Origin of the sequence: Kineococcus siccus (assembly GCF_009906795.1) — a bacterium.
GTDB lineage: Bacteria > Actinomycetota > Actinomycetes > Actinomycetales > Kineococcaceae > Kineococcus > Kineococcus siccus.
In genome coordinates, this window is sequence record NZ_JAAALN010000017.1 from 20,876 (window position 1) to 34,168 (window position 13,293).

Genomic DNA, 13,293 nt, shown 5'->3' on the forward strand with positions numbered 1-13,293 from the left:
GGCGCGGCAGCCGGGCCGTCGAGCGCGTCGGCACGGCGCTGACCTGCGACGATGTCCGGCAGGAGCCGTGCGGCGACCCCTGATCGGGGTGCGGGGCGTCCCGTGCGTGCCACCCTGGCGGGCATGTCCGCACCACCGGAACCCCTCCTCCTCCCCGTCGTCGCCGCCGGGCGGCCGCGCCGCGGCAGCCGCGCGCCCCCGCGTCGACAGGGTGGTCTTCGGCGTGAGCGCGGCCGCCGTCGTCGTCTTCCTCGCCCTGGGCCTGCTCCTGCCCGACCGGTTCTCGCAGGTCTCCGGCGACGTCCTGGCCTGGCTCACGGGCGCCTTCGGCTGGGCCTTCGTCCTGGCCGCGACCGGCTTCGTGGCCTTCTCCGCCTGGCTGGCCCTGTCCCGCCACGGGCGCACCCGGCTCGGGCGCGACGACGAGCGCCCGGAGTTCTCGACGGTCTCCTGGTTCGCGATGATGTTCAGCGCCGGCATGGGCATCGGCCTGCTGTTCTACGGCGTCAGCGAGCCGGTCTCGCACCTCGGGACGCCGCCGGAGTCCGGCACCGAGCCCTTCACCGAAGCCGCCGAGCAGTCCGCGATGACGTACTCGATGTTCCACTGGGCGCTGCACCCGTGGGCCATCTACGCCGTGGTCGGGCTCGCGCTGGCCCACGCCTGGTACCGCAAGGGCCGCACGGGTGGGTTCTCGGCGCCCTTCGCGCCGCTGCTGCGGGGCCGGGCCGGGGGTGCCCGGCTGATCGACGTCCTCGCCGTCTTCGCGACCCTGTTCGGCACCGCCACCTCGCTCGGACTGGGCGCCGCGCAGATCAACGGGGGCCTCGACCAGGTGTTCGGCGTCGACATCACCCCCACGACCCAGGTCGTCATCGTGCTGCTGCTGACCGCGTGCTTCGTGGTGTCCGCCTCGAGCGGCCTGCAGCGCGGCGTCAAGTGGCTGTCGAACACCAACATGGTGCTGTCGCTCGTCCTGCTGCTGTTCCTCTTCGTCGTCGGCCCCACGGTGTTCATCCTGGGCCTGATCCCGTCCACCGCAGGCAACTACCTGGCGGCCCTGCCCAGCATCTCCTTCCGCACGGGTGCCTACGGCGGCCAGGACTGGCTGTCGGCGTGGACGATCTTCTACTGGGCCTGGTGGATGTCCTGGGCCCCCTTCGTCGGCACGTTCCTCGCGCGCATCTCGCGCGGGCGCACCGTCCGGGAGTTCGTCGTCGGGGTCGTCGCCGCCCCGACCGCGATCGCGCTGGTGTGGTTCAGCGTGCTGGGCGGCACCGCGCTGCGCGCCCAGATGTCCGGCCGCACCGACATCGCCGCGATCACCGCGCAGGAGAGCCAGTTCTTCACCCTGCTGGCCGGCCTGCCCCTGTCGTCGTTCAGCAGCGTGCTGGTGATGGTGATGATCGTCGTGTACTTCGTGACGAGCGCCGACTCCGCGAGCATCGTCATGGGCTCGCTGACGTCGCACGGCGCTGACGACCCGCCGCGCTGGACGACCGTGACGTGGGCCGTGCTGACGGGCCTGACGGCCGCCGCGCTCCTGTGGGTCGGGGGCGCCGACGGGGGCGGGATCGCTGCGCTGAAGAACGTCGCCATCATCGTGGCGGCGCCCTTCCTCGTCGTGATGGTCGGCCTGTGCGTCGCCCTCGTGAAGGACCTCCGCGCCGGCGAGGCGGTCGAGCGCCGCCGGTCCGAGCGGCGCTCCGTCGACCTGCGCGACGGGGACCGCTCGGGGCAGCGCGGCCGCTGAGCCACCCGCTCACGGCCGGGGCCGGGCCTCCCGCACGTCGTCGTCGGTGTCGGCGCGACGTGCGGCCCCGGCGGCCATCGCCGCCACGAGCGGCACGTCCCCGGGGAGCCAGTCGACGTCCGCCCACCCGCCCGGGGGGAGCCAGCGCAGCTCGTCGTGGTCCTGCAGCGGCGCCGGGGTCCCGCGCACGAGCCGCGCCCACCACACGCGCATGACGAGGTCGCCGCCCAGCGGCCAGCCCGCGGCCGTCGCGGCGGGCACCTCCGCGCCGAGCCGCACCACCACGCCCAGCTCCTCGGCGAGCTCGCGGTGCAGGGCGTCCTCGGGCGCCTCCCCCGGTTCCACCTTGCCCCCCGGCAGCTCCCACCGGCCGGCCAGGGCCGGCGGGGCGCTGCGCCGGGCGGCGAGCAGCCGGCGCGGCCGGGCGAGGTCGTCGACGATCGCCGCCCCCACGACCAGGCGCAGGGCGGGCCCACCGGTCACGGTGCGGGCAGCGGCTGCGCGCCGCGGTCGGCCAGCAGCTCGGTCAGCACGGCGACCTCACCCTCCTGGCTCGCGGCGATCGCCCGCGCCAGGTCGCGCACCTCGGGGGTCGTCGCGCGGTCGGCGCCGACCTCGGCCATCTCGATGCCGCCCTGGTGGTGGCGCAGGACGAGCTGCAGGAAGTGGACCTCGAAGACCGCGCCGTCCTCGCTCTGCAGGCGCGCGAGCTCGGCCCCGGTCGCCATGCCCGGCATGAGCGTGGAGCCGGTCGACGCCTGCGCCGCCAGGTGCCGGTCGTGGGCGTCGGTACCGGTCATCCACCCCATGACGGGTGTGCTGCCCGCGAGCGGGCGCCCCCACACGACGAGCAGCTGCTGGAGGCGACCCACCTGGTTCTGCTGGGTGCCGACCATGTCGAGCGCCAGCTGACGGACCTCCGGCGTGGGCGCCGTCTGGAGCGCGTCGAAGGCCATGGCCACGGCCTGGGCGTGGTGGGTGGACATGTCCCGGGCGAAGCCCACGTCGACGGACTGCTCGCCGGGGGCCGTGGGCAGGGCCCGGCCGAGGGCGGTGCCCGCGGCCAGCACGGCGAGCAGGCTGACGAGGAGGACCAGGACGCGGCGCGCGGTCACCGCGTCAGCCCGTCGGCGTCCCGGTGCCGTTGGTGCACAGCGCCCCGGGCTCCGGGGTCTGCGCCCCCTGGACGTACTTCGCGAGGAAGGCCCCGACGCGCGGGTCCTCGGCGTCGGTCACGGGCAGCTGCGTGTTCCAGGCGGAGAGCACGACCGGCGACGGCAGGCCCGGGTAGGGCGAGAGCAGCGTGTACGGCTCGCCCTCCACCTCCTCCCGCAGCGCCTCGACCTGCTCCGCCGGCAGGTCGGGGCGGTAGGTGATCCACACGGCCCCGTGCTCCATCGAGTGCACGGCGTTCTCGCTGCGCACGGGCGCGTCGTAGATCCCGCAGTTCAGCCAGGTCGGGTCGTGCTGGCCGCCCACGGGCGGGTTCTCCGTGTAGGCCACCGGCGCGCTCGTGTGCAGGGACGGCTCGTAGGTGAAGGTCTTCACCGCGGCGAGCGAGGGCGGCCCCGGCTGGTTGGCGAGCACGGCCGTCACACCCGTCCCGACGCCCAGCACGACCGCGGTCGGGATCGCGATGAGCAGGGCCCGGCGCCGGCGCGCGCGCTTCTTCTCCGACCGCTGCATCGCCGCGACGCGTGCGGCCCGCTCCTGCCGGCTGCTGCCGGCGCCCGCGGTGCGCTCGTCCTGCGTGTCGGCCATCGACTCCCTCTCGTGCTCCCGGCAGCGCCCCGGACGGGACGGTGCGCTCCCAGTCTGCAACGACCGGGCGTGCCCACGGGTTCACGCGGCGGCCGGGTGACCTGCGCCACGCCGCGTCCGCCCCAGGGCGGTCCAGCGCCGCCACCGGGGCCGCCCGCCCGGGTGGTCCGGGCGCGGTGGCTCAGCGGCGGTGGTGGTGGTGCCGGGTGGCCGGCGCGGCGGGACGGTCCAGACCCCGGACGCGCTCACCCGTGAGCCCCTCCGCGGTGCGCTGCATCCGCCGGCGCGGGCTCAGCCGCACCATGACGACGACGACCGCCACGACGACGGCGAGTGCCACAGCCTCGATGACGATGACCATCGCCCCACCGTACGCCCGCACGCTGTGTGACGGCACGTCCGGCGCGACGGGTCCGCGGGCCCGGGGTGCGGCGCCCGTGCGGGTCGGGCGCGAGTGCCCGTCGGCTGACCGGGCGGCCCCGGCCGCGGCGTCGCCGCGGCCGGGGCCGCCCGGTTCGGGACTCAGGCCCCGAGCTCGATGCTCCCGCCGGGGATCGCCTCGAGCAGCGCCCTCGTGTAGTCCTGCCGGGGCGCCTCGAAGACCTGGTCGGTCGGGGCGGCCTCGACGACCTTGCCGTTCTGCATCACGACGACGTCGTCGGCGATCTGCCGCACGACCGCGAGGTCGTGGGTGATGAACAGGTACGTCAGCCCCAGCTCCGCCTGCAGGTCGTTGAGCAGCGTGAGGATCTGGCCCTGCACCAGCACGTCGAGCGCGCTGACGGCCTCGTCGCACACGACGACCTCGGGGTGCAGCGCCAGCGCGCGGGCGATCGCGACCCGCTGGCGCTGCCCGCCGGACAGCTCGTTGGGGAAGCGCCGCATGGACGACGCGGGGAGCGCGACCTTCTCGAGCAGGTCCCGGACCCGGGCCTCGCGCGACTTCGCGTCCCCGATGCCGTGCACCCGCAGGGGTTCCTCGACGACGCGGTAGATGCTGTAGGTCGGGTCCAGCGACGCGTAGGGGTTTTGGAAGATCGGCTGCACGCGGCGCCGGAAGTCGAACGCCTGGCGCTTGTCCAGGGTCGTGATGTCGACGCCGTCGAAGGTGACGCGGCCCTCGGTGACGGGGATGAGGTTGAGGACCATCTGCGCCACGGTCGACTTGCCCGACCCGGACTCCCCCACGATCGCCGTGGTGGTGCCGCGGCGCACCGCGAAGCTCACGTCGTCCACGGCCCGCAGCTTCTCGCCGCGGGGCCCTGCCCCGCGGATCGTGAAGACCTTCGTCAGGTTCTCGACGCGGATGACGTCCTGCGTCGCCCGCTCCGTGTCCGGCAGGTCCGCGACGGCCTCGGCCACCGTGATCTCGTGCGCCTCGACCGCGGCCTTCTCCGCCTGGCGCACGATGCCCGCGCGGACCACCGACGACTCCAGCCGGCGCGAGGCCAGCGACGGCGCCGCCGCGACGAGCCGCTGCGTGTAGGGGTGCTGCGGGCGCTGCAGGATCTCCAGCGCCGGTCCCGACTCGACGACCTGGCCCTTGTACATGACGACGAGGTGCTCGGCGCGCTCCGCCGCGAGCCCCAGGTCGTGGGTGATGAGGAGCACCGCGGTGCCGAGCGAGGTGGTCAGGGACTCGAGGTGGTCCAGGATCTGCCGCTGCACGGTCACGTCCAGCGCGGAGGTCGGCTCGTCGGCGATCAGCAGCCTCGGCCGCGAGGCCAGGCCGATCGCGATGAGCGCGCGCTGGCGCATCCCGCCCGAGAACTCGTGGGGGAACTGCTTGGCCCGGCGCTCGGCGTCGCCCAGGCCCGCCTCCTTGAGCAGCTCGGCGGCGCGCGCCTTGGCCGACACGCCCTTGTCGAGACCGTTGGCGCGCAGGGCCTCCCGCACCTGGAACCCGACGGTCCAGACCGGGTTCAGGTTCGACATCGGGTCCTGCGGGACCATGCCGATCGAGGAGCCGCGCAGCCCGACGAACTCCCGGCGGCTGGCGTGGGCGATGTCGCGCCCGTCGAGCAGGACCTCGCCGCGCGTGACGCGGCCGGTCCCGGGCAGCAGGCCGATGACGGCCTGCGCGGTCGTGGACTTGCCGGAGCCGGACTCGCCCACGATCGCGACCGTCTGGCCCGCGTGGACCGTGAGGCTCGCGCCGCGGACGGCGTGGACGTCGCGGCCGTTGGAGCGGAAGTCCACGTGCAGGTCCCGGACCTGCAGCAGCGGGGTGCCCGTGGCGGCGGCGTCCCTCGCGGTGGTGTCTCGGGGGCTCATCGGGTCCGCGCCTTCGGGTCCAGGGCGTCGCGCACGACGTCGCCGAGCATGATGAAGCTGAGGACGGTGATCGACAGCGCGCCGGCCGGCCAGAACAGCACCTGCGGGGCGCTGCGCAGGGAGGTCTGCGCGGCGCTGATGTCGCCACCCCAGGAGACGATGCTGGAGGGCAGGCCGACGCCGAGGTAGCTCAGCGTCGCCTCGGCCGCGATGAACGTGCCGAGCGAGATCGTCGCGATGACGATGACCGGTCCGAGCGCGTTCGGCACGACGTGCCGGACGAGCACCTGGACCCGGCTCAGCCCCAGCGCCCGGGCCGCCGTCACGAACTCCGCGCTGCGCGTCTGGAGCACCGATCCGCGCATGATGCGGGCCGTCTGCGGCCACGCGAAGAGCGAGAGCACCAGCGAGACCGTCAGCGTCGAGCGCGACTGCAGCGAGGTGATGAGGACGATCGCCCCGAGGACCAGCGGCACCGCGAAGAAGATGTCCGAGATGCGCGACAGGAGCGCGTCCCAGATGCCGCCGTAGTACCCGGCGACCGCGCCGACGACCCCGCCGACGATGGTGACGATGACCGTGGACAGCAGCCCCACGACGACCGAGGCGCGCGCGCCGTAGATCGTGCGGGCGTAGACGTCCTCGCCGAGGCGCGTGAACCCGAAGGGGTGGCCCTCGCGCGGGTCGCCCAGGCTGTCGGCCAGGGTCTGGAAGCGCGGGTCCGTCGAGGTGAACAGCGACGGGACGGCCGCGACGACGACGACCAGCGCGATCAGCACGACCGACGCCCAGAACAGCGGACGGCGCCGCAGCTGCCGCCAGGCCTCGCCCCACTGGCTCGACGGGGGTGCGGAGTCGTCGACGGCGTCGACGGCCCGCAGCGGGGTCTCCTCCAGCGGCGCGACGAAGTGCTCCTGGCCGGGACGCACGGTGGTGTCAGACATAGCGGATCCTGGGGTCGAGGACGGCGTACAGGAGGTCGACGAGGAGGTTGACCACCAGGTAGATGACCACCAGCACGGTGACGAAGGCGACGACCGTCGCGCCCTCGGTCCGGATGATCGCCTGGTACAGCGTGCCGCCGACCCCGGGGATGTTGAAGATGCCCTCCGTGACGACCGCGCCGGCCATCAGGCCGCCGACGTCGGTGCCCAGGAACGTGACGACCGGGATCAGGGAGTTGCGCAGCACGTGCACCGACAGGACGCGGCCGGGCGTCAGCCCCTTCGCCGTCGCGGTGCGCACGTGGTCGGCCGTGAGGTTCTCCGCGACCGAGTTCCGCGTGAGCCGCAGGACGTAGGCGAAGGACACAGACCCGAGGACGATGCCCGGAATGATGAGCTGGCCCCAGGTGGGGTCCGGGCCCACCGAGGCCTTGATCCACTGCAGCTTCTCGGCGAAGACGTAGCGCGCGACGAACCCGATGACGAAGATCGGGACCGCGATGACGAGCAGCGACGCGAACAGCGACAGGGAGTCGAACCACCCGCCGCGGCGCAGCCCGGCCAGCAGGCCGACCACGATCCCGAGCACGGCCTCGACGATGATGGCCACGACGGTCAGGCGGATGGTGACGGGGAACGCCCGCGCCATCACGTCGATGACGGGCTGCCCCGAGAAGGTGTTCCCCAGGTCGAGGGTGAAGACGCCCTTGAGGAAGAGCAGGTACTGGATCAGGAACGGCTGGTCCAGGTGGTACTGCGCCCGCAGCTGGGCGGCGACGCCCGGGTTCACGGGCTTGTCCCCGAACAGCGCGGCGATCGGGTCACCCGGGAGCAGGAAGACCATCGCGTAGATCAGCAGCGTCGCGCCGACGAACACGGGGATCATCTGCAGCAAGCGCCGCCCGATGTAGAAACCCATCCTTGGCCTCCTCCGACGGGGTCCGTCGGACCCGTCCGCTTCCTCGACCGCGCGGGCGACAGGCGCTCACGCGGCGGGGGTGGGCCGACCGTCAGGCCGACCCACCCCCGTCGTGCAGGCCCTGGTCAGGCCTGCTTGGTGATCGCGTCGTAGATCGGGACGCTGTTCCAGCCGAACTTGACGTCGGCGACGCCCTCCCCGTACCCGCCGGAGGCGTTGGAGTACCAGAGGGGGATGGCCGGGAGGTCCTGGAACAGGATCTCCTGCGCCTGCTGCAGCAGCTTCTGCGAGGCCTCGGCGTCCGTCTCGGCGGCGGCCTGCTTCAGCAGCGCGTCGAAGGCGGGGTTGGAGTAGTCGCCGTCGTTCGAGCCCGCACCGGTCGCGTAGATGGGCGCGAGGAAGTTGTACAGGCCGGGGTAGTCGGCCTGCCAGCCCGTCCGGAACGCACCCTTGATCGTGCGGTCGGTGACGTCGGAGCGCAGCTGCGCGAACGTCGCGTACGGCGCGCCCTCGGCCTGGATCCCCAGCGTCTGGCGGATGCTCGCGGTCGTGGCGTCGACCCAGGTCTGGTGCCCGCCGTCGGAGTTGTAGCCGATGGTGAACGTGCCCGTGTAGGGCGCGATCGCCTCGGCCTGCGCCCACAGGGCCTTGGCCTTGGCCGCGTCGAAGGCGAGGACCTCGTTGCCCGGGATGGACTCGGAGTACCCGGCGATGACGGGGGACGTGAAGTCCTTGGCCGGCGTGCGGGTGTCCTGGAAGACGGCCTTGCAGATGGAGGGCCGGTCGATGGCGTAGGAGATCGCCTGACGACGCAGCTTGCCCTCGTCGCCCTGGAAGTTGGCGAGCCCCTGCGGGATCGTGAACGACTGGAAGACGGCGGCCGGCTGGTTGACGGCCCGGTCGCCCAGGTCGGACTCGAAGGTCGCGAGCGCGCTGTCCGGCACCTGGTCGAGGGTGTCGAGGTTGCCCGACTGCAGGTCGGAGTACGCCGTGTCCAGGCTGGCGTAGAAGATGATGTTGAGACCACCGTTCTTCGCCTTGCGGCCGCCGGTGTAGGTGTCGTTCACGACGAGGTCGATGCGCTCGTTGTGCTTCCAGGCCCCGGTCTGCGCGAGCTTGTACGGGCCGTTGCCGACCGGGTTCTCGCCGAAGGCCTTGATGTCGGTGAGGGCCGAGGCGGGCAGCGGGTAGAAGGCCGAGTAGCCCAGCCGCAGCGGGAAGTCGGACTCCGGCTGGGTCAGCGCGACCGTGAAGGTGGTGTCGTCGACGACCTTGAGGCCGGACATGGTCTGCGCGGTCGGCGGCTCGGTGTTGACCTCGGCGTAGCCCTGGATCGGCTCGAAGAAGTAGCTGCTCAGCTGGGCGTTGGTGACCAGCGCGCCGTAGTTCCAGGCGTCCACGAACGAGCTCGCGGTGACCGGGGTGCCGTCCGAGAACGTCTGGCCGGCCTTGATCTTGATCGTGTAGTTCTGCGCGTCGGTCGAGTCGATCGACTCGGCCACGTCGTTCACGGGCTTGCCGTCGGCCTGGTAGAAGACCAGACCCGCGAAGATCGCGTCGAGGATCTTGCCGCCGCTGGTCTCGTTGGTGTTCGTGGGCACCAGCGGGTTCTGCGGCTCACCGCCCCACGCGGTGACGGGCTCGGTCGAGGTGCCGCCGCTGCTGGAGGCGCCACCCGAGGGCTCCTCGTCGTTGCCGCCGCACGCGCTGAGCGCGAGCAGGGCCGCGGCGCCGAGGGCGCCCCTCAGACCGTCGCGGCGGGAGAGGACCGGGCCGCCGACCCGGCCGATGCGCAGGGGCTTGCCGTCCGTCTGGAAGCTGCTCAAGGTGGAACTCCTCCTGTGGCACGTCAGCATGGTCACGATGACCAGGCGTGGGGACTCCTGCCAGGCAGGATGTCCACCTAGAACGATCGGGCAGAACGCTAACACTTCACCAACACTGGTCCGGCCCGTCTCGGCGCCCTGGTTCCCGGCGCGTCACCGGCCCACCGGACCCCCGAGGACCGCGGGCGTGCGGGGTCGCGGGCTGTGAAGGCCGTTCGCGCACGGTACACAATCGCCCAGGGCAACAGGTGACGAACGTGTTGCGGTCCGGTCTCCCTGCGCACGTCCCCAGGCGGTCACCAGTCGTCACCAGGCTGCGCTCAGACGTTGAAGCGGAACTCGACCACGTCCCCGTCGGCCATGACGTACTCCTTGCCCTCGATGCGGACCTTCCCCTGCGCCTTGGCCTCGGCCATCGAGCCCGCCGCGACGAGGTCGTCGAAGCTGACGACCTCGGCCTTGATGAAGCCGCGCTGGAAGTCGGTGTGGATGACGCCCGCGGCCTGCGGGGCGGTCCAGCCCCGGCGGATGGTCCAGGCGCGCGACTCCTTGGGGCCGGCCGTCAGGTAGGTCTGCAGGCCCAGCGTCGCGAAGCCCACGCGGGCCAGCTGGTCCAGGCCCGACTCGGTCTGCCCGACGCTCGCGAGCAGCTCGGCCGCCTCGTCGGGCTCCAGCTCCACGAGCTCCGACTCCAGCTTGGCGTCGAGGAAGACGGCCTCGGCGGGGGCGACGATCGCGCGCAGCTCGTCCTTGCGGGCCTCGTCGGTCAGCACGGTCTCGTCCACGTTGAAGACGTAGATGAAGGGCTTGGTCGTCAGCAGCCCCAGCTCCTTGAGCAGGGGCACGTCGACGTCGTCCTTCGCCGTGGCCGCGTAGAGGGTGCGCCCGTCGTCCAGCACGGCCTGGGCGGCGACGGCGGCCCTGAGCACGGCCGGGTCGGCCTTCTTGCCCTTGACCTCCTTCTCCAGGCGGGGCACGGCGCGCTCCAGGGTCTGCATGTCCGCGAGCACGAGCTCGGTGTGCACCGTGGCGATGTCGTCGGCCGGGTCGACCGCGCCCGCGACGTGCACGACGTCGGGGTCGGCGAAGGCGCGGGTCACCTGGCAGATGGCGTCCGCCTCGCGGATGGTGGCGAGGAACTTGTTGCCCAGGCCCTCGCCCTCGCTGGCGCCCTTGACGATGCCGGCGATGTCGACGAAGGACACGACGGCCGGGACGACCTTCTCGCTGGAGTGCAGCTCCGCGAGCCGGCCGAGGCGCTCGTCCGGCAGCGGCACGATCCCCACGTTGGGCTCGATCGTCGCGAACGGGTAGTTCGCGGCGAGCACGTCGTTCTTCGTGAGCGCGTTGAAGAGGGTGGACTTGCCGACGTTGGGCAGTCCGACGATGCCGATGGTGAGGGCCACGGGTACAGGACCCTACCCGCGCGGCGCGGCCGGGCCTGCCGCGCCGCGTCCGCCCGCCCGCGTCGCCCGCGTCCGCGCCGGGCCCGGGCGAGGCCGCCGTGTCGCGCGGGGCCTGTCGGCGGCGGCTGGCACAGTCCGCGGCATGGACGTCCGCACCTCCCTGCTCGCGCTGGCGACCCTGCTGCTGGGCACCCTGCTGCTCGGCGCCGCGCTGGGGGCCCTCGTCGCGCGCTGGGGCCTGCGGGCCGCGGCCGCCCCCGAGGGCGCCGCGCTGCGCGCCGAGCGGGACCTGCTGCGCGCGCGCGTCGGGGAGCTGGAGGACCGCGCCGGCCAGGAGCGCCGCCTGAGCGCGGTCCTCGACCCCGTCGCGGCCTCGCTGGGGCGCGTCGAGCACCAGGTGGCCACGCTCGAGCGGGACCGCGTGGCCCAGTACGCCCGGCTCTCCGAGCAGCTGCTGGCGGTCCAGGCGGGCTCGGAGGCGCTGCGCTCGGAGACCGCGAGCCTCGCCGGCGCGCTGCGGGCCTCCAGCTCGCGCGGCTCGTGGGGCGAGGTGCAGCTGCGCCGCGTCGTGGAGCACGCCGGGATGCTCGACCGCGTCGACTTCGCCGAGCAGGTGCCGCTGACGACCCGCTCCGGGCGCGCGGTGCGCCCGGACCTGGTCGTCACCCTGCCCGGCGGCAAGCACGTCGTGGTCGACGCCAAGGCCCCCCTCGCCGCCTTCCTGCGCGCGGGCGAGGCGGCCGACGACCTGGGGCGCCGGGCGCAGCTGACCGCCCACGCGCGGGCGCTGCGCGGTCACGTCGACGCGCTGGCCGCCAAGGAGTACGCGAGCGCCGTCGAGGACTCCCCCGACGTCGTCGTGTGCTTCATCCCCGGTGAGGCCTTCCTCGCCGCGGCGTGCGAGGCCGACCCGACGCTGCTCGAGCACGCGATGTCGCGGCGGGTCGTGCTCGCGACCCCCACGACGCTGCTCGCGCTGCTGCGCACGGTGGCCCTGACCTGGCAGCAGGACGCCGTCGCGGGGAACGCGCGGGAGCTGTTCACGGTGGGGCGGGAGCTGTACGAGCGGCTGGGGACCCTCGGCGGCCACACCGCCAACCTCGGGCGGTCCCTGCACCGCGCGGTGGAGGACTACAACCGCTTCGTCGGCACGCTGGAGCGCCGCGTGCTCGTCTCCGCCCGCCGGATCCGCGAGCTGGACCTGGCCGACGAGGAGCTGCCCGCGGTGGGCCCGCTCGAGGACGCCGTGCGCCCGCTCACCGCCCCCGAGCTGCTCGGGGACGGCGACGACGGTCACGGCGCCGGGGAGGGGGCCGTCCCGATCAGACGGGCGTCACGGGCAGCCGGCGGCGCTTGATGTCCTTGCGCAGGTCCGTCGGCAGCGAGAACACGAGGTCCTCCTGGGCCGTCGTGACCTCCTCGACCGTGCCGTAGCCGCGCCGCGCGAGGTCGGCGAGGACGTCGCGCACCAGCACCTCGGGCACGGACGCGCCCGACGTGACGCCGACCGTGGTCACGCCGTCGAACCAGGCGTCCTCGACCTCGGAGGCCGTGTCGACGCGGTGGGACGAGCGCGCGCCGGCCTCGAGCGCCACCTCGACCAGCCGCACGGAGTTCGACGAGTTCGCCGAGCCGACGACGATGACGAGGTCGGCCTCGGGCGCGATCTTCTTGACGGCCACCTGGCGGTTCTGCGTGGCGTAGCAGATGTCGTCGCTGGGCGGGTCCTGCAGGTTCGGGAACCGCTCCCGCAGCCGCCGGACCGTCTCCATCGTCTCGTCGACGCTGAGCGTCGTCTGGGACAGCCACACGAGGTGGTCGGGATCGGCGACGACGACCGTGTCGGCCGCCGCCGGGGAGTCGACGATGGTGATGTGCTCGGGCGCCTCGCCCGCGGTCCCCTCGACCTCCTCGTGCCCCTCGTGGCCGATGAGGAGGATCTCGTAGTCCTGCTTGGCGAAGCGGGTGGCCTCGCGGTGGACCTTGGTGACCAGCGGGCACGTCGCGTCGATGGTCTTCAGCGAGCGCGCGTCGGCCTCCTCGCGCACCGCCGGGCTCACGCCGTGGGCGGAGAACACCACCGTCTCGCCCTCGGGGACGGCGCTGGTCTCGTCGACGAAGACGGCCCCCCGCTCCTCGAGCGTGCGCACGACGTGCTTGTTGTGGACGATCTCCTTGCGCACGTAGACGGGCGCGCCGTAGAGGTCGAGCGCCTTCTCGACCGCGACGACGGCGCGGTCGACGCCCGCGCAGTAGCCGCGGGGAGCCGCCAGGAGGACGCGCTTGCCGCCGTCCCACGCCCGCAAGCGGCCGCTGCCGTTCCTGCCGGCCGTCGTCGGCCTGGTGTGCGGCCGCGCTGGCCCGCGGTGCGCTTCGAGGTGCGCGAGGTGGCCGTGCAGGGGCCCGCCGC

12 protein-coding genes are annotated in these 13,293 nt (G+C 73.3%); 2 read left to right on the forward strand and 10 right to left on the reverse strand.

Features of this window, described 5'->3' with window-relative positions; genetic code table 11:
* Nucleotides 1–223 precede the first annotated feature (223 nt).
* Nucleotides 224–1,753, forward strand: a complete 1,530-nt coding sequence (locus tag GTR02_RS04180; RefSeq protein WP_338073561.1) for a BCCT family transporter — start codon at nucleotides 224–226, stop codon at nucleotides 1,751–1,753.
* Nucleotides 1,754–1,762: 9 nt separating this feature from the next.
* Here the strand turns inward: GTR02_RS04180 and GTR02_RS04185 are convergent, their stop codons facing one another.
* The 9 genes from GTR02_RS04185 to ychF form a co-directional block, all read right to left on the reverse strand.
* The gene (locus tag GTR02_RS04185) at nucleotides 1,763–2,236 is read right to left on the reverse strand and encodes an NUDIX domain-containing protein (RefSeq protein WP_338073562.1); all 474 of its coding nucleotides are present in this window, start codon (nucleotides 2,234–2,236) and stop codon (nucleotides 1,763–1,765) included.
* The gene (locus tag GTR02_RS04190) at nucleotides 2,233–2,868 is read right to left on the reverse strand and encodes a DUF305 domain-containing protein (protein WP_166606219.1); all 636 of its coding nucleotides are present in this window, start codon (nucleotides 2,866–2,868) and stop codon (nucleotides 2,233–2,235) included. The genes GTR02_RS04185 and GTR02_RS04190 overlap by 4 nt, the downstream gene beginning before the upstream one ends.
* Nucleotides 2,869–2,872: 4 nt before the next feature.
* Entirely contained in the window at nucleotides 2,873–3,514 is a 642-nt protein-coding gene (locus tag GTR02_RS04195) for a DUF3105 domain-containing protein (RefSeq protein ID WP_205708600.1), read from the reverse strand.
* Nucleotides 3,515–3,695: 181 nt separating this feature from the next.
* The gene (locus tag GTR02_RS04200) at nucleotides 3,696–3,875 is read right to left on the reverse strand and encodes a hypothetical protein (RefSeq protein ID WP_166606220.1); all 180 of its coding nucleotides are present in this window, start codon (nucleotides 3,873–3,875) and stop codon (nucleotides 3,696–3,698) included.
* A gap of 161 nt (nucleotides 3,876–4,036) precedes the next feature.
* Entirely contained in the window at nucleotides 4,037–5,788 is a 1,752-nt protein-coding gene (locus GTR02_RS04205) for a dipeptide ABC transporter ATP-binding protein (protein ID WP_166606221.1), read from the reverse strand.
* Nucleotides 5,785–6,732: an ABC transporter permease gene (locus tag GTR02_RS04210; protein WP_166606222.1), complete on the reverse strand. Its 948-nt coding sequence runs from the start codon at nucleotides 6,730–6,732 to the stop codon at nucleotides 5,785–5,787. The genes GTR02_RS04205 and GTR02_RS04210 overlap by 4 nt, the downstream gene beginning before the upstream one ends.
* Nucleotides 6,725–7,651, reverse strand: coding sequence for an ABC transporter permease (locus tag GTR02_RS04215; RefSeq protein WP_166606223.1), 927 nt, complete (start codon nucleotides 7,649–7,651; stop codon nucleotides 6,725–6,727). The genes GTR02_RS04210 and GTR02_RS04215 overlap by 8 nt, the downstream gene beginning before the upstream one ends.
* 125 nt (nucleotides 7,652–7,776) lie before the next feature.
* Nucleotides 7,777–9,447 (reverse strand): peptide ABC transporter substrate-binding protein, encoded by a 1,671-nt coding sequence (locus GTR02_RS04220; protein ID WP_420814688.1) that lies wholly within the window; start codon nucleotides 9,445–9,447, stop codon nucleotides 7,777–7,779.
* 350 nt (nucleotides 9,448–9,797) lie between these two features.
* Nucleotides 9,798–10,883, reverse strand: coding sequence for a redox-regulated ATPase YchF (gene ychF, locus GTR02_RS04225; RefSeq protein WP_166606225.1), 1,086 nt, complete (start codon nucleotides 10,881–10,883; stop codon nucleotides 9,798–9,800).
* A 142-nt stretch (nucleotides 10,884–11,025) separates the two neighbouring features.
* Between ychF and GTR02_RS04230 the strand changes: the two genes are divergently transcribed.
* Nucleotides 11,026–12,240, forward strand: coding sequence for a DNA recombination protein RmuC (locus GTR02_RS04230; protein ID WP_166606226.1), 1,215 nt, complete (start codon nucleotides 11,026–11,028; stop codon nucleotides 12,238–12,240).
* On the opposite strand, the gene GTR02_RS04235 is transcribed toward GTR02_RS04230, so the two are convergent.
* Nucleotides 12,206–13,189 (reverse strand): 4-hydroxy-3-methylbut-2-enyl diphosphate reductase, encoded by a 984-nt coding sequence (locus tag GTR02_RS04235; RefSeq protein WP_166606227.1) that lies wholly within the window; start codon nucleotides 13,187–13,189, stop codon nucleotides 12,206–12,208. The genes GTR02_RS04230 and GTR02_RS04235 overlap by 35 nt on opposite strands.
* Between the last annotated feature and the right edge of the window lie 104 nt (nucleotides 13,190–13,293).

Coding starts and splice junctions, on each gene's coding strand:
- GTR02_RS04195 (WP_205708600.1), bottom strand. CDS start 3,514: ATGGCCGACACGCAGGACGAGCGCACCGCGGGCGCCGGCAGCAGCCGG.
- GTR02_RS04230 (WP_166606226.1), top strand. CDS start 11,026: ATGGACGTCCGCACCTCCCTGCTCGCGCTGGCGACCCTGCTGCTGGGC.
- GTR02_RS04205 (WP_166606221.1), bottom strand. CDS start 5,788: ATGAGCCCCCGAGACACCACCGCGAGGGACGCCGCCGCCACGGGCACC.
- GTR02_RS04215 (WP_166606223.1), bottom strand. CDS start 7,651: ATGGGTTTCTACATCGGGCGGCGCTTGCTGCAGATGATCCCCGTGTTC.
- GTR02_RS04200 (WP_166606220.1), bottom strand. CDS start 3,875: ATGGTCATCGTCATCGAGGCTGTGGCACTCGCCGTCGTCGTGGCGGTC.
- GTR02_RS04210 (WP_166606222.1), bottom strand. CDS start 6,732: ATGTCTGACACCACCGTGCGTCCCGGCCAGGAGCACTTCGTCGCGCCG.